At 51.6% G+C, this 15,846-nt stretch carries 17 protein-coding genes and 2 pseudogenes; 12 read left to right on the top strand and 7 right to left on the bottom strand.

The features are described 5' to 3' along the window. Positions 1 to 468: 468 nt before the first annotated feature. Positions 469 to 1,209: a GNAT family N-acetyltransferase gene (locus tag JXQ78_RS14690; RefSeq protein WP_330633274.1), complete on the top strand. Its 741-nt coding sequence runs from the start codon at positions 469 to 471 to the stop codon at positions 1,207 to 1,209. 242 nt (positions 1,210 to 1,451) lie between these two features. Then, on the top strand, positions 1,452 to 1,856 hold the full coding sequence (locus tag JXQ78_RS14685) for a CBS domain-containing protein (RefSeq protein WP_330633548.1): 405 nt from the start codon (positions 1,452 to 1,454) through the stop codon (positions 1,854 to 1,856). Positions 1,857 to 2,058: 202 nt separating this feature from the next. On the opposite strand, the gene JXQ78_RS14680 is transcribed toward JXQ78_RS14685, so the two are convergent. Both JXQ78_RS14680 and JXQ78_RS14675 read right to left on the bottom strand, forming a co-directional pair. Next, positions 2,059 to 2,388 carry a hypothetical protein gene (locus JXQ78_RS14680; RefSeq protein WP_330633273.1) on the bottom strand — a complete coding sequence of 110 codons (330 nt, stop codon included), beginning with the start codon at positions 2,386 to 2,388 and terminating at the stop codon, positions 2,059 to 2,061. A 52-nt stretch (positions 2,389 to 2,440) separates the two neighbouring features. Beyond that, positions 2,441 to 2,695: pseudogene (locus JXQ78_RS14675) on the bottom strand (arsenic resistance protein); the annotation flags it as partial. A gap of 124 nt (positions 2,696 to 2,819) precedes the next feature. Here JXQ78_RS14675 and JXQ78_RS14670 point away from each other — a divergent pair. After that, positions 2,820 to 3,113, top strand: a complete 294-nt coding sequence (locus JXQ78_RS14670; protein WP_330633272.1) for a thioredoxin domain-containing protein — start codon at positions 2,820 to 2,822, stop codon at positions 3,111 to 3,113. Between the two features lie 214 nt (positions 3,114 to 3,327). Here JXQ78_RS14670 and JXQ78_RS14665 read toward each other — a convergent pair whose 3' ends face one another. Continuing rightward, entirely contained in the window at positions 3,328 to 3,453 is a 126-nt protein-coding gene (locus JXQ78_RS14665) for a hypothetical protein (protein WP_330633271.1), read from the bottom strand. 301 nt (positions 3,454 to 3,754) lie between these two features. On the opposite strand from JXQ78_RS14665, the gene JXQ78_RS14660 reads away from it, so the two are divergent. The 6 genes from JXQ78_RS14660 to JXQ78_RS14635 all read left to right on the top strand — a co-directional run bounded on the left by JXQ78_RS14660 (position 3,755) and on the right by JXQ78_RS14635 (position 8,502). Beyond that, positions 3,755 to 4,030: an ArsR/SmtB family transcription factor gene (locus JXQ78_RS14660; RefSeq protein WP_330633270.1), complete on the top strand. Its 276-nt coding sequence runs from the start codon at positions 3,755 to 3,757 to the stop codon at positions 4,028 to 4,030. A 55-nt stretch (positions 4,031 to 4,085) separates the two neighbouring features. After that, positions 4,086 to 4,388, top strand: coding sequence for a hypothetical protein (locus JXQ78_RS14655; RefSeq protein ID WP_330633269.1), 303 nt, complete (start codon positions 4,086 to 4,088; stop codon positions 4,386 to 4,388). Between the two features lie 162 nt (positions 4,389 to 4,550). Next, a complete protein-coding gene (locus JXQ78_RS14650; protein WP_330633268.1) occupies positions 4,551 to 5,921 on the top strand; it encodes a ferritin-like domain-containing protein in 1,371 nt (456 codons plus the stop codon). 193 nt (positions 5,922 to 6,114) lie between these two features. Beyond that, entirely contained in the window at positions 6,115 to 6,921 is an 807-nt protein-coding gene (locus JXQ78_RS14645) for a ferritin-like domain-containing protein (RefSeq protein ID WP_330633267.1), read from the top strand. 160 nt (positions 6,922 to 7,081) lie between these two features. Further along, positions 7,082 to 7,510, top strand: coding sequence for a DoxX family protein (locus tag JXQ78_RS14640; RefSeq protein ID WP_330633266.1), 429 nt, complete (start codon positions 7,082 to 7,084; stop codon positions 7,508 to 7,510). A gap of 266 nt (positions 7,511 to 7,776) precedes the next feature. Beyond that, positions 7,777 to 8,502: a recombinase family protein gene (locus JXQ78_RS14635; RefSeq protein WP_330633265.1), complete on the top strand. Its 726-nt coding sequence runs from the start codon at positions 7,777 to 7,779 to the stop codon at positions 8,500 to 8,502. Between the two features lie 287 nt (positions 8,503 to 8,789). Here JXQ78_RS14635 and JXQ78_RS14630 read toward each other — a convergent pair whose 3' ends face one another. The 4 genes from JXQ78_RS14630 to JXQ78_RS14615 all read right to left on the bottom strand — a co-directional run bounded on the left by JXQ78_RS14630 (position 8,790) and on the right by JXQ78_RS14615 (position 12,972). Next, positions 8,790 to 9,518, bottom strand: a complete 729-nt coding sequence (locus JXQ78_RS14630; protein ID WP_330633264.1) for a DUF899 domain-containing protein — start codon at positions 9,516 to 9,518, stop codon at positions 8,790 to 8,792. Between the two features lie 877 nt (positions 9,519 to 10,395). Beyond that, positions 10,396 to 11,046, bottom strand: coding sequence for a transposase (locus JXQ78_RS14625; protein WP_330633263.1), 651 nt, complete (start codon positions 11,044 to 11,046; stop codon positions 10,396 to 10,398). Continuing rightward, on the bottom strand, positions 11,039 to 11,974 hold the full coding sequence (locus tag JXQ78_RS14620; RefSeq protein ID WP_330633262.1) for a transposase: 936 nt from the start codon (positions 11,972 to 11,974) through the stop codon (positions 11,039 to 11,041). Before JXQ78_RS14620 ends, JXQ78_RS14625 begins: the two co-directional genes overlap by 8 nt. Before the next feature lie 455 nt (positions 11,975 to 12,429). After that, complete coding sequence (locus tag JXQ78_RS14615) at positions 12,430 to 12,972, bottom strand: RICIN domain-containing protein (protein ID WP_330633261.1); 543 nt, start codon at positions 12,970 to 12,972, stop codon at positions 12,430 to 12,432. A 301-nt stretch (positions 12,973 to 13,273) separates the two neighbouring features. Between JXQ78_RS14615 and JXQ78_RS14610 the strand changes: the two genes are divergently transcribed. The 3 genes and pseudogenes from JXQ78_RS14610 to JXQ78_RS14605 all read left to right on the top strand — a co-directional run bounded on the left by JXQ78_RS14610 (position 13,274) and on the right by JXQ78_RS14605 (position 15,622). Beyond that, positions 13,274 to 13,771, top strand: coding sequence for a hypothetical protein (locus JXQ78_RS14610; RefSeq protein ID WP_330633260.1), 498 nt, complete (start codon positions 13,274 to 13,276; stop codon positions 13,769 to 13,771). Continuing rightward, positions 13,747 to 14,062, top strand: a pseudogene (locus JXQ78_RS19085) (NAD(P)-dependent alcohol dehydrogenase); the annotation flags it as partial. The gene JXQ78_RS14610 and the pseudogene JXQ78_RS19085, both read left to right, overlap by 25 nt. 171 nt (positions 14,063 to 14,233) lie before the next feature. Then, positions 14,234 to 15,622 carry an aldehyde dehydrogenase family protein gene (locus JXQ78_RS14605; protein ID WP_330633259.1) on the top strand — a complete coding sequence of 463 codons (1,389 nt, stop codon included), beginning with the start codon at positions 14,234 to 14,236 and terminating at the stop codon, positions 15,620 to 15,622. The last annotated feature ends 224 nt before the right edge of the window (positions 15,623 to 15,846 follow it).

Raw genomic sequence — 15,846 nt, 5'->3', positions numbered from 1 at the left:
CGTGGGCGACGGCAGCAGAGAGGCTGGAGGAAGTTTATTGTTTTTTCGCTAATCCGTGATTTATTCCGCTACAATTGCCTGAATCCCTCTTTTGAATCTGCTTGTTCCGCACCTCTCTTTGATATCGGGAAGATTTTTCCGAACCTTCATCAGTAAGTATAGATAGTATTTAATATAGACATCTATCTTATAATAATATATCAAGGATAGTTGCGGTATTCAATAGAGGGGAATATGTCTCAGACGATATGTTGCATGGTTTCTCTCCGCGAGTGTGGCGAGGACAATAACGCCGATTGATCCGTGAACTTCGATACCAGGAGATTCGCCAGCGTCTCTCGCTGCGAGATCATCATATGATAGTACAGCTGAGTATTCAGCTGCTACCGCAAAAGCGACTGTTTCCCCCGGATCCAAACACACTGGAGGAAGGCGGGTGTTTATCCGGTTTCACGACCACAGATGTATATGGAGATTCGACCGCTTGATTCAGCAGATATCGATTCAGTGCGACACATCGCCCGCGAGTCGTTAGCGGCGTCGTATGCTGTTCTTGGTGATGAGACGATCGAGACAGCTATTGAGGAGTGGTATGCAGCAGACGCGTTCGATGACTACCTCGACAGTGACGAAATGGTGTTTCTTGTCGCGGCCGACGAGGACGATGTCGTCGGCTTTTCCCAGAGCCACATTGTCGAAACGGACGACAAAGGACGGATCCTGTGGCTGCACGTCGCTCCCGAGCATCGTGGCCGACACATCGCCACGGAACTCTTCGATGCAACCCGAGACATGCTCACAGAGCGTGGCACCGATCGGATAACAGGATTGGTTTTGGCTGAGAACGAGGCGGGCAACCACTTCTATGGGACCCACGGCTTCGAGCAACTCTACGACCGGACGATAATGATCGCTGGCAACGCCCACGTTGAGAACGTTTATGGTGAGGAAGGGACTGCCCCCGGCGAATTAGCACCGCGGACAGCGACCGATGGCGAACAGTTATACGTTGACTTCGAGGAGAGTTCTCGGGGGTCAACCGGGCCGTTCCACCCGTCGTATCTGAAGCAAGACCGAACGCAGCTCTACGGCTGGTACTGCTCGAACTGTGATACAACGGACAACGCTATGGATTCGATGGGACATATCGAGTGTAATCAATGTGGGAACCTACGCAAGGCGACCCGTTGGGACGCAGCGTACCTGTAATCCATCACGAAGACAAATCTATCTATCACGTGGTGGGTCGTCATCGGGCGTCGTATCTCCTTGTGTCGGAGACGGAGTGGATAGATGTGACCGTCTTTGTGGCACGATGATCGGATCGATGAGGTCCGTCAGCGTGCTTGCGATATGTCCTATCGACAACCAAGACGAATCAAAAAGGCGAATCAGTGGAACGAGGACATTCAGTGGCAACTCTTATTCTCGGGCAGGCCGCACAGTTTCAGATGGACGATGTCTTTGTCGGGAGTCTTATGTCTTCACCGGTACACACCGTAGGCGTCGACACGTCACTACGGGAGGCTGGGGGACTGATGCTCAAACACGGTATCGGCTCGGTGATTGTCATCGACGACAACGATCATCTTGAAGGAATCCTCACTGCCACTGATTTCATCCGCGTCGTCGCAGAGGGCGACAGTGACCCAGACACGACTGTAGCCGCATTCATGAGTACGACAATTACGACGACCACTGCGAACGAGTCCATTCGGACCATAGCGGATATGATGCTTGAGAATGGCTTCCATCATATCCCGGTCGTTGACGAGACTGACGGCGTGATCGGTGTCATCACGACAACTGATCTGACGGCGTATCTCTCGCACAGGCAGGACCCGGGCCCGTCCTAGTTCATAGGTTCGGAGTTTGATGGATTTAACAAAGGAGTCGGTCCCCGTCACCTATTTTCACGGAATATGAAGCAGTCGATCCATTGGTGAGAGTGTTTCCAATGCAGTCATCGTTAGTGGTCAACACTAGGACTTAGAAACAATAGCCAATGAGTGAGTCCAGCAGTTCGGGATCAAGCGTACCATTATCGCCGCAGTTCTTTCAATCTACTGGAATGGTGCAAAAAGTGAGGGTTTCGACGAACTCCCTCGCCGGAATCGGTGGTTTCTCACCCAGATGCACAGAGATAGCGTTTCGGAACAGCAGGTTTGTCACCCGCCAGACGCTGTACATGGTGACGCCGATTACAAAGTACAGGAATTGGATCCGATAATCAGTTGAGGCGACCGTTGGTAGAAAGTGCTGTTTGATCGTCTTGTACTCGTTTTCGATCTGCCAGCGCTTGGTGTATTGCCTAGTGATTTCTTGGACCCGATCCAACGGCACGTCTCGATTGGTAGCGAAGACGGCATAGGCATTCTCTTGCTCCATTGATGGTACATGATGCTGCCTGTATGGACGCGATTATAGTAGCCGTGTGGCACATCCCGAAGCTGACGAGGAACATCACGACGAAGTAGATCGTCAGCGGTACTGCGATCAACAGAACGTCACCCGGCGCGGCGACGATGTTGCCGCCTTGGGTGGCGAACATCACGATCACGGTGAACAGCAGCGCGACCAGCGTCAACGGATCGATTTTCGGGATGAACTGCTCGTCATACCACTGTTTGCCCTTCGTTCGGGTACCAACGTACCGGGTAAGGAAGCCACCTGCGAAGGGAATCCCGAGGAAGTACTCGGGACGTGCTGGAAGACCGGGAATGAGCCCGCTGAAAAAGACGACCTCGAACAGTACATCGTCTCGGCAACGATCGAGGGTAAAAAGCCCGAATAACGGTCCTATGGTCGAGATTCAATCAATGACACGTAAGAATGCAGATAGTGAGAAAGCGACGCTAGCAGACGACAGCCATGTAGCGAAGCCACTCCAGCACGACGTTGCGATCGTGACTGGCTCCTCGCGTGGTATCGGCCGAGCGATCGCCGAAGCCTACGGGGTTCGGTATCGATTGTTCAAGCTCCTCCCCAGGGCTCATCGGTCATGCTTTCTCACCGATCACAATCAAACAATCCGCTACACCTGGATCGGTTCACATCCGATCGACGTGACCCCGGACAACTCCACCAATGGACGACATTCATACAGCGATTGAGGGGATAGGTGCTGACATTCCTGACCATCGTGAGGACGAGACAGGGTAATCCACCCACTCGCCACGAATGGGGTCGCCTCAGCTCACCTCTGTTGGTTGCTAGATGTCGCTACAAACTGTATCTGATCGTCGGTTCTGTTTTAGCGAGCGAGTAATGCGTCCTAAGACAAACTACTGATGCCCCGCAGCGATCTAATGTTTGTAAGGTCCGTGCTCACGACCCATGCCATCTGGCGATTGCTCCGGTGAGGATCACGAGCGCTCCTACTATGAACGTTCCTGGGAAGGGGAGAACGAACAGAACGACCCCGAAAACGATGACGATGGTTGAGATGCGCATGAGCTGTTTCTATGTTCTGCTAGGAGTTACGAATTCTGCACATTTTTCAATTATATGAACTAAGTGTTATAATAATATAGATGATAGGCACATATATACCACATTATCTAAAAAATAGAATAATTTTTATGACTAAATAATAACTGCTCTTAATTGATAAATGATTAATAATCTTATGGATGTATATAGGTCGTATCCGTCAGTATATAAGGCAATAAGAATGGTCGTGAATATCGTCAAGCTGGGTTGGCATGTGGACTTCGATACAGTTTACAGGAGGGATCGCAATAGTGGGATTAGCATGGAGTCCGTGCTGTGGTACGTGTTGACCGGCACGCGTGGGGGTTCAAACCGCGCACGGATTCTCCAGACGATCGATGAACAGCCACGTAACGCCAATCAGCTCGCTGAAACGCTTGAGCTCGATTATAAGACGATACGACACCACCTTGATGTACTCCAGGAGAACGGAATCGTTACACGGAGTGGGACTGAGTACGGTGCGATCTATCTCCCGACCGAGCAAGCTCGCGCGCACTGGGAGTTGATCGAACAGATCTGTGAACAGGTGACGTAACAATGGTTGAATTTGGGAAAGAACATAACCTTCCTGACGTCCTTAGGAGAGATAGATGACACTTTGGGTAGAGGGAGCGCGTGTGCTGATCGCGCTGAATCTCGTCTTACTAGGCCTGCTTGGTGTGGTCTGGGGCCGGAATTACTGGCAATTCCGATCGAAACATACCCTTGGCTTCGTCCTATTTGCTAGTTTTCTCTTTGTTGAAAACGCACTCGCGTTCTATTTCTACATGCTTGACCCGGTGCTTCACGTGTGGGTCACCCAAATTCCGACGATTGCCCAGCGCATGATGACGCTTCTTCGGTTATTCGAATTCATCGGACTCGCTTTTCTTACGTGGGTCACCTGGGATTGAGGTCTTGTTTGACATAGCAGTTACAGAAAGCACCACGTGACGTGGTAAGATTCGTCTCTGGTGTGTAGTCAGTCTCTATCAATTTGAATGTGGGACGAATTTGGGTGAGAATTCGGAAAAACTTCTCATACCAGGTAGGTGTGGGTGAAATTGGTAGTGTTGATGGAAATTAACTACCGAATCATGACCGCGAACACGAAAAACGAACCCAACGACGACACAGACGACCAGCCACCTCAACATCGTAGTCAAACAGCCACCCGACGAGCCATGCTCACCGGCGCGGCTGCCATTGGAAGCACGGCGCTCCTGGGGAATGCAAGCGGTGGATTGGCGCACTTGGCAGGGTCCGGCGGGTCGCAGCAAGCACAGAGTGGGACCAACAAATCAGCCGCACAGGACAAGAAAACCCCAGATATTACTGTCCTGAATTACGCGCTGACACTCGAACACCTCGAATACGCCTTCTACCGCGATGGTCTCAAGGAGTTTAGCGACGACGAGTTGAAGGAAGCGAAGGCGCTCGATGGCTTTGGCGAGACGGTACGTCGGGAAGTACCAGAGTATCTCGCAGAGATCCGCGACAATGAGAAGGCACACGTTGATGCGATCACGAAGACGGTAAAAGATCTCGGCGGCGAGCCAGTAAGCGAAGCCGAGTATACATTCGGCTATGAATCCCCGAGCAAATTCCTCGCAACCGGAAAAGCTCTCGAAAACACTGGCGTCGCTGCCTACGCAGGGGCGGCACCGGATATCGTGAGCAATGCGGTTCTGGAGGCAGCACTCTCAATTCACACCGTTGAAGCCCGTCATGCAAGCTTCCTCAACCTCGTCAACACCAGTTCGCCGTTCCCCAACGCGTTTGACAAGGCCAAATCGATGGATGAAGTACTTGAGATTGCTGGGCAGTTCATCGCCGCTTCGGGTGAGGATAACAGTACGAAAGACAAGAAGAACGGAGAAAGCAACAAGAAGAAACAGACACCCGAACGCAAAACCGACGACGGAACCAGCGACCTCGACGTGTTGAACTACGCGCTAACCCTCGAACATCTCGAATACGCCTTCTACCGTGATGGACTCAAGGAATTCAGTGACGACGAGCTCGAAAACGCGGTGTTCTGTCGCTTCGGGGACAAAGAGGTTATCAGTACCGTGCCGTCGCGACTAGGTGCGATTCGCGACCACGAGAAAGCCCACGTCGACACAATCACTGAAACCGTCAAGAAACTCGGTGGCAAGCCGGTCAGTGAAGCTAAATACGACTTCGGCTACGAAACACCTGCCGAATTCCTCGGTGTGGCCCAGGCTCTCGAAAACACCGGTGTGGCCGCGTATCTTGGGGCAGGACCGGCCGTCTCGAACGACAAAGTATTCAAAGCCGCTGCATCGATCCAGAGTGTTGAGGCCCGTCACGCGGGCTTCCTCAATGAACTCAACAGTGAGCTGCCGTTCCCGAAGGGCTTCGACGAGGCCAAATCAATGAAGGAGGTCACAGAAATCGCCGGTCAGTTCATCGTCGAACAGTAACACAGCCATTCTGTGGCTGGGTGTCAAGAAGTCATGTAAATATTTCTAGGCAGTATAACGCTTTATCCAACGGGTTGGCTTCACTTTCCACCCTCTTACTACGTTTCGGGTGGTAAACGGAGGCTACAAGGTGGTAGTCGCGTCATTCTCTTCTATTTATTACCGTAGTTGTTTATGCAGCTCACAGACAACTATGACAAAAGACACCACCACCGAGCGAGCGAACGAAGATGACCAGTGTACTGACTCCGATAGCTGTCCTGCTGATTCTCGGAACACGGATGGCACATCGGTAGATGCCATTCTAGAGCGTGTTGAGGGTGCGCTGAATCGACGGGCGTTTCTCCGTACGACAGCGAGCGCTGGCGTCGGACTAAGTATGCTCTCGGTTGCTGGAAGCGATCCCACAGCAGGAAGTCTCCACTCGACAAACGACGAACCTCGGACAGCGTTTTCGGCGAAGGAAGACAACGATTCCGTAACGGATATCGATGTGCTGAACTATGCACTGACGCTTGAGCAGTTGGAAGCAACGTTCTACACGTGTGGCCAGGAGAAGTTCAGTGAGTGTGAGATCGAGAACTCAGCGGCGGCCAAGCGTCTTGGGAAGGAACTGCAGTCGTCGACGTACGACTATTTCAACCGCATCAGGGACCACGAACAAACGCACGTCGAACAGCTCACTACGGTTATCAATGACCTCGGTGGTGAGCCGGTTTCCGGGCTAGAATTCGAATTTCCTCTCGATACTGTAGAGGACTACTTCGCACTCGCCCGAACATTCGAGAATCTCGGCGTGTCAGCGTACGACGGAGCGATCGCACTCATCGACAGCGGTGAGCTTCAGACAGCGGGCGCAACGATCGCGACGGTCGAAGCCCGCCATGCCTCCTATCTGAACCTCCTCACAGGGGAGGTACCGTTCCCTGATGCATTCGACGAGCCCAAATCGATGGAGGACGTGCGAGCGGCGGCCAGCGAGTTTATTGTCGAACAGTAAGGCGAACGAGATACGTTGGATTGCGTCTTTTTATTTCAATCCAGACCTATTGAGAGTTATCTTGCATATAGGATATAAATTGGCCGAACCCAGAGTACTGAAGCCGAGTGCCGATGTACGAATGGAGTACTGTCTTCAGTGCCAGGGCTCTACCAATGGTATGAGTGATGAGATCGACACCAGCATGAGGCAATTCAACTATCCACTTGTCTACGTGATGGGATTTTTCTATACTGTGGCGGGGCTATTACACTTTATCGTCCCGAAGACCTATGAACGGGTAATTCCCTCTCAGTTTCCGCGTCCGCTCTTCTTGGTCTACGTCTCTGGAATTGCAGAGATCGTCCTTGGAATCGGAGTGATGATCCAGCGGACGCGACGACTGTCTGCCTGGGGCCTTATTGCACTCCTTATTGCAGTCTTCCCAGTAAACATACATATGGCGACAAACGATATGGCAACCGATGTGGGACCTGACTGGGCAACCGACATCATTCGGAAAGCGACTTGGGCACGACTTCCACTGCAAGGGATCTTGATCCTCTGGGCGTGGTGGTACACACGCCTACCGCCAGAACGTTCCGACTGAAAAGCCTCTGTATGAGCGGTCTATTGCTACATTCATGAGTGCCATCAACAACGGTGGATATAGGAGATTGTGTTGAAGGGTCTGAATATGATATCCTCAGACATACGTAAGATAGGGAAGCAACCCTTAGAAATGGCCTTGCGTGGCGAATTGATGTGTTGGATAGGCTTGGACTGCCGTGAAAAACAGTTGTTTTTGGCAGTGCCCAGAAAACCCTCATTCTTTATATATAGCTGGCCGGTGTTGTTAGGGTACCCAGTTGACCCATGAAGATTGCCGCTTACGTCCGAGTTTCTACTGACGACCAGAACGAAGAACGACAAATGCGCGCCATTCGCGAGGCGTACGGAGAGTCGGACTCTGAACTCGATTGGTACTGCGATCTCGGTGAAAGTGGGGCGTCGACCTCTCGTGAGGAGTATCAACGCCTACGTGCGCACGTGACGGAGTATGACCTCGTGGTCGCCCACGAACTCGATCGTCTCGGACGGTCGTTCGCAGATCTCGCAGGCTTCGTCGAAGAGTTGCGAGAACACGATGTCGATATCGATCTTGTGAACCAACCGATTGGAACGGTCGATCAAGATGACTGGATGGCTGAGATGATGCTGAACATGATGATGGTGTTCGCTGACGCAGAGCGGAAAATGATCCGCTCACGCGTTCAAGAAGGTATTGACGGTGCAATTGCCAAAGGAAAGCGAGTTGGACGGCCCCCATTCGGCTACACTGTTGAAGACGGCTTTCTGCAGCAAGTGCCGAGCGAGTACGTCCGTGCCCAGAATTTCATCCGGGAGGTTCGAAAGGGCCGTGAGAAGCGATCTACGGCGAGATTTTTCGAAATACCACCGTCAAAAATGCGCAGTATCCTCCAGCGGGCAGAAGAAAACTACGACATCCCGTTCGATAACGATCAGTGGCGGATTGAGCGGGCTCAGGTTGAGGCTGGGAAGAAAAACCTTCGACCGCTTGCTGACCAGAATTCTAACTAGATCGGATCTTCCAGTTCATCACTGGTATAGATGGTCAGTTTTTCAGAGCTAGTAGCACACCGATAGAGGCCTTCTCGTGCGAAGAATTCGCAAGTTCCGACACCACCTACCTGAATAAAACCCATTTACAGAAAACCACACTCCGAAGTAAGGGATCATCAGAGCAGGGGAAATGATATAGCAATATTCTGTTTATACACTATTCGATCAGTTTCACTACCATATTCCGTACGACGATCGGGACGCAAGCCTAAATGACGGACGTGGGAATGACCTAGCTCATACTTTCACTCATCGTACTCGTCGTGCCGACGGAGCCAGTTTCCGTCTGTATCCTGATCAGCTGGCCGATGCTCGTGTCGACCAAGCGGTGTGAGGTCGAGATAGTTGAAGGTGCCGACGAGCAGTCCGTTACCGCGTTCGTACGACGAATACGTGTGGTAGATGTCGTCACCATCACGAAGAAAGACACTCGTCCCGTGTGCCTCGGTCGATCCATTGCTGGCGAGCTCGGTGAAATCTCGATAGTTGTGCTCGATAGAGCCGTGTGATGCGTCGAGGGTCACGTGAAAGTCGTAGTTGAAATCGGTGCCGTACGAAGAGTACCAGGGGACGGACCAGCCCATACGCGACCGATACTGTTCGAGTTTGTCGTAGGGGGCACGGGAGACCATCACCAACGACGTATCCAGGGCGTGCAGGTGCGAGAGGTGTCCGATGTTGTCCGCCAGGAGCGAACAGACTTTGCAGCCCGCATCCCACTCCGGGTCGAACATGAAGTGATAGACGATGAGCTGTCGACGCCCCTCGAACAGATCGAGCAGGCTCACTTCACCATCAGGACCCTCAAAGACGTAATTCTTGTCGATCTCGACCATCGGCAACTGCCGGCGCTCGGCGTTGAGTTCGTCGCGCTTTTGGGTGAGTTCTTTCTCCTTTTCGAGGAGTTCGGTGCGTGCTTCTCGCCATTCATCGCGTGAGACGACCCTCGGGAGGTCGGAATCTGGTTGTGTCATACGTGTGTCTCCTGACGTGGTGTCACTCCGTAGCCAGTTAGTCCATCTGTTCGTCATCGCGTCTATCGGCGCGTTGCGTGAGCGAGGGTCGCTCTAGGCCGAAATGCAGGCTAGGTCTTCGAGCTGCGCGGCTGTGATACCCATTGGTGGCGAAGAGACCCACAAGCATGCTACGCGATACGTGACTATAGAAATACTGACCATCGGAGCCAATTTCATTCGAATTCAACCGATTCAACCGTTTCTCAGACTATGATCGCCATGTTGCAGTTAGTTCGATTATAGAACAGCTCTGGCCATCACCCCCACCACCGATCGAGCGCACGCTTGGCCATTCGGTGGTGTCCCCGTCTCGAGTCAGCCCTTGCTTTCAATCAGCATCGTTTGATCATTGCATTGTGCTCGGCCTACTCATCGTTCTCCGATTTTTTGAGATACACCGCTCCACATGACCACCTCCTGATCGTTGCGGTTGGAGTCCGATATTCCGGGGGTAGCACCGGTCTCTGCTGGATCTATGTTCCGTGCTTGTCGGAGGGCGTGGTGGTAGGTGGATCCAGTGCGTATTATTGGCGTAAAACGAAGTGATTCAGTTTGCCCCCAATTCGCCAATTTTCACCACCTCAGCCCATCTACACCAGCAAACAACTATCCATAAACTTCATGTCGCTATATCAAATGGGTGTCCAGGTAGTTGAGAATTTCTGTGTATGACTGTATTATTCGCCTATTTAGTATGCGAATCAAGTGCTAATATCCACTATTTGGTATCGAATGAAGCAAGAATAGCTGAGAATCTTCGCCAATCGTACTATTTTGAATAATGGAGATAGCCCAGCCGCTCTCTCTGCCAGGAAATCACGGGACGTACGGGGCGCTAGCCTACGCCAGTGCGCTTTTTCATCGACGTGAGTACATCGTGCATCGTCACCCATGGATCATCGCCGTAGGTGTCCGTGAAGAACACCTGTACCAGATGGTCGATCAATCGCCAGAGCGAGTATAGCAAGCAGGCGAACGCGAAGTAGAAAAACCGCAGCACGAAGTCCTTTGAGGTCGTCTTCGCCATGAACCGCTTGACCTGCTTGTAGCCTATCTCGATCTCCCAACGATTACTATAGAAGCTAACTCGGCCTTCAACGGTCCCCGTCACCGGTTCTGACGACATGAACACGACATATCGTTCGTGGCCCTCCTCAATCGGGCCGGTGTACTCTTCCTTTGGTAAGTACAGTAGATGGGTCTGGTGCCACTCGTTCTTTCCAAGATGGAGCCCACGTTTGTTGACCGTCGTCTCTACTCCATGTTTCTCCATCCGGCATGCAACGGCTTTCTCACTCGTCTGTTTACGCTTCGGAACGAGGTACTCGTAACCACGCTCGACGATCCTTTCCAGAACATGTTGGCTGTCGAACTCTCGGTCCATCAGCACACGCTCGATCTGAATCAGCTCTTCGGCTGAATCAAGCAGGTCTGTGACAATCTCCACAAGTGTATCGCCTTTCCGGACTGGCCGAACGTCAAGCATGATCCGTAGCCCTCGGCCAACCGTCTGGATCGACGCCCACTGATACGCGTACTCGTTGGTATCCTCCTTTGTCCCGGGGATTTCGTCCTCGTAGCCCGTCGCCAGTAAACGGACTCGATTCCGTCGTATCGATCGCCACCGATGCGGCACCAAGAAAGTGCGACCGGCTTGTTGTTTCGGCCAAGAGCCGCTGCATCGCTTCGTGGTACATCTCCCGGATTGATTCGATCGAAAATTGGCGAAGGTGATGGCGATGAGTGTGGCCAAGTGGGGTCTGCTTGCGCGTTGATTCAGTGAGAAAACTCCGGGCTCCCTCGTTCGCACAGAGATTTTCCCCCAAACCAAGGTACGTCTGTAACTCCCAGAACGCATTCTCCGGTATTGATGCCTGTTCGGTACGATTAAGTGAAAACGCTGGAAAAATGCGGCGCTGGGCCTCCGCTGTGAGTTCGTCTGCTCGCTGCAGAATCTCTCGTTGCGTGGGAGCAGCATCTGACCCCTCCAACGGTTGGAGATCGGTCTTAAGCGAACAGGTTTTTCGCACCGGGACGGACACGCTATTCTCACCCGCAAGTAGACGAATGGAGGCGACACACTCCTCGATCGAGCGGAGCAACTCGTCGCTAAATCGCTCGTGGCGAGCCCGCCAAATTGTCGACTGGACTGGGACGTTGTCAAATCCCAGAGCGTCGACGAGACTTGGTTGGGCATTAAGATGACCCACCAACGCTGTTTCGTACTCCCACCCGTGGAGCTCCATCACCATCAGTGCACGAATCATCGGAACAGCTGGCTTCGTCTTCGCGTGCCACGATGGGTATGCGTCATGCGGACTGAAATCGAGGTGGTACAGCGGACACCAGCTGATGAATGCTTCTACGTCATCATGGGCGTCGTGCTTGAACCACGTACTGGCGAGTCGGTGCACATCATGTTCGAACGTTTAGAGATCCTCAGCCGTGCATTCAGTATCTGGATTACGGTAGTACGGCCAGTGATAGTCCGAGTATCAGCAATCATCCGAAAAACTGAGCGTTTGGATGTAACCGTTACTGACATAGCCACCATATCATCAAAGGGCGTATAGATAGTGGTCGATTACATCAAGCTACAATAGAAAGAAAATATGTGGCTCTACTTCGAATCGAACAGGACTAGAGTACCAATGGATACCGAACAGAATGGTTCGGTATGTCTGAAATTGGGGATGAAGAGTACTAGACATACTGTTTCCGTCGATGTATTTGGCCCCAATAGTAGCAATTCGAACGGAGAGTGAACGGAACAAGGACTACTTCCCATCTAACAGTAGGAGATCGAATTTCGGTTCTTTCCGTCGGACAATCATACTGAGATACCAAATCTCGACCGTTCACAACACGGCTAGAACGGGAGGAACGCCCACCGTTGGCTGTCTACCACGACCATTTCTTGTTGTACCACAGTAGTACCTTTATCCATCAATCCCTTGTCCACATCAAGGACTGCATCCGATCTCTCATTGACAATATAGTACCCACCGGCACTGTGCTCCTCAAATTGCCAGCGTTGGGATGGGAAATTATCTAAGCGTTCCAAATAGATATCATCATCACCCCTCCATTGACTGAGATCGAGCACTAAATCCGTGCCAGGAAGTTTAATATAGTAGTTTTCTCCACTATCCTGATCGATTATCCATCGCTGAGAGGACGGGCTGTATCGTTCGCCTAGAGTGAGATTCGCATCGGCGGTGGGCTCTGTGCCATTATAATCAAGAACGCGACCAGACCAGTGCAGAATTACATACTCCCCCACAGACTTTGCCGTAGCTCGATCCGAGAGACTCAGGGCTCCAATACCAGCACTTGCAATCCCAGCCATCGATCTGAGCGCCGTTCGTCGTGTTATCAACCGATCGCCACTAGCAACCATCTCTTTCTCCATACCCATACTACTACCGTAGTTAATATTAAATTATGTCGTTCTGTTAATAATAACGTGACCCACACAACCATGAATGTAACATCTTTTGAAATCGTAGGGGTCAAATTCATTCCAATATTTCGTCAAATGAGCCAATGATATAGCGACTCCCCTACCATCACAACTGTTCAATCACTGCATTGGGAGCGACGGTCCAACTTGAATACCAGGGCCATGATAAGAATATATCGAATCCATGCATTGGAACCGACCTTCTCAACTAGAGGGTGCCGCGCTCGTCAGGGTCGTACAAGCGATCCCAGTGACACGGATCCTCAACGAGACGGTCGACAAGGAGTTTCGGTCACGGACATACGACGCTGGGCCGATCGATCGGGCGTTGTTCTGCCGCGAACTCGCTGGCCTCTCGTGGAACGGACTCTACGAGGACCTCTCGACAGAAAACCGATCTATACGGCTCGGCTTCGATCCAGTGAAATTTGGCCCCTACAATACGGCTCCAACCCACCAAATGCTCACGGCCCCCTGTGACACAGCCCTCTCGGAAGAGGTGAAGCGGACGATCCTTTCGGTGAGCGAGCGACTCGTTGAGGCAGCCTATGAGAACGACGACGCACTGGATCTCCAGCCACCACGGCACGTGGTGAGTCGAAGGCAGGTCTCCGGGAGCGCGAGAGTGCTGAATTTACGGACGAACAGATACGAACCCACGTCCAGCACGCTCGAGAGACTGTCTTCGGCGCCTCCGATTCCGGTCGAGCTGACAATGCAGTCACGTTCGAGAACTGCATCAAGGTAACCAAACCAGGGGGAACGATCTCCGGGGTTGGTTACCACGGCGAGGGAAAACATATTCCTATTCCCCGCGCTGAGTGGGGCCTAGGGATGGCCGAGATAGATATCGTCACCACTCTCTGTGCTGGTCGGTCGGCTCCGGCTTCAGCGTCTCCTCCGACTACTCGAACGAGATAGAGTCGATCCGACCAGGATGTCAACACACGAATTCAAATTTGAGGCGGTCGATGAGGCCTTCCATCTCATGGAAACCAAAACGGATGGGGTCACCAAACCCCTAGTAGACTTCGAATGAGCGTTCCAGTAATAATTCAGAATGGTGAACTCTATTCCAATCTATTAACCCATGATATATCTACCGAATCCAAAGTGTTTTTATAGTCTCTCCTCCTGATTAATATTCCATGCGTGAATTGAGGAATTTAAAACACTATTGAGAGATTTTTAGAACCATTCCCAACCACCAATGACTGCGTCCAAGAACAATCCTCCTCGCGATGACCGTCCCCCAGAGGTGGTGATCGACGGTTTGCTCTCCGATGCTATCTCTGCCAAAAAACGCATTTCGGATTGCGACCAGTCACAGGTTGATACACTAGTTGAAGAGATTGGCTGGGCAATCTATCAGGATCATCATGCCAGAGATATTGCCCGGACGACATACGAAGAAACAGGGTTTGGAAACGTAGCGGATAAATATAAAAAGCTCCGATACGGGAGCCGGTGCATTCTTGCCGACCTTCTCGGTAAACCATCTGTTGGTGTGCGTGAGAGCGATCGTCCGGGAGTTATCGAAATTGCAAAACCTGTCGGTGTTATTGGAGCATTCGTTCCATCAACAAACCCTGGTCCAACAATCATGAACGTTGTAATGCTGGCTGTGAAAGGACGCAATGCGGTTATCATTTCGGTGTCACCACATTGTATACAATCGGCATATTGCACGATCGAATACATCCGAGATCAACTCGATAAAGTAGGTGCCCCCCGCGATCTGGTCACATTCGTTCCACGGCCTGCAAACCGAGATCGGGCGAACGAACTCATGCAGCGGGCCGACATGGTACAAGTTACTGGCTCTAGTAGCAACGTAGAGGCAGGCCAGCAGTCAGGCACCCCAAACTACTGCGTTGGACAAGGAAATCTCGTCGTTATTGTGGACGAGACGGCCAACCTCAAGCGGGCGGGCCGGCAGATCGCCACCGGAACGGCGTTTGATTACGGGACTCCCTGTGTCAGTGAGAGTGTCCTCGTTGCTCACACCGATATCTATTCACCGCTGCTGAATCTACTCAAGGCCGAGAATGGCTACCACTGTTCAGTGGATGAAACAACAGCAATCGAACAGACATTGTTTCCAGACGGCTCACTCGATCGGTCAGTGATAGCTAGACCACCAAGTGTTATTGCCGACCACGCAGCCATCGACATCCCAGATACAACAGAGTTTCTCATCGTAGAGCAGACAGAAATTGGAAAAAATTATCCGCTTTCGGGAGAGAAAATTGCCCCAATTATCACAGTATATCAGGCAAATACATTTCAAAAGGCACTGAAAATTACGAAGGAAATCCTAGATTATGAAGGGACTGGTCACTCGTGTACCGTCCATACGAGGAGTCATGAGAGGGCCTTTGCGATGGGGCATGAGATCAACGTCTGTCGTATCGGTGTTAATCAGCAAGGCTTCGCTGTCGGAATGAGTGCCGACAATGGACTTACCGATGCATACTCACTGGGTGCTGGTACGTGGGGTGGAAACCAGCTTGATCGAAACCTCTCATTCGAAGACTTTCTCTGTACAACTCAAGTTACGTACCCACTCGATGATTCCGATCTAGACTCCGAGAACTGAATCAATTCCAACGTCGCTTTCGATACGTAGATCTGCAGATATTGGTGTAGTTGTACAGTCGAAGGGTCGCAAACGATGACTTAGATTGTATCTAGACGAATGGCTCCGATAAAAGCAGACCATGATAAGACCGGATAGTGTCGTCATCAATGTCGGAGGGGGGAAGACCGTGAGCATACTAGGAAATCAGAGTTCGAGTGAGATCGGCCTCGTTCACTTGATCC

The sequence above is a fragment of the Halocatena halophila genome, assembly GCA_027563145.1.
GTDB classification, from domain to species: domain Archaea; phylum Halobacteriota; class Halobacteria; order Halobacteriales; family Haloarculaceae; genus Halocatena; species Halocatena halophila.
This window is presented reverse-complemented; position numbering and strand designations above follow the sequence as displayed.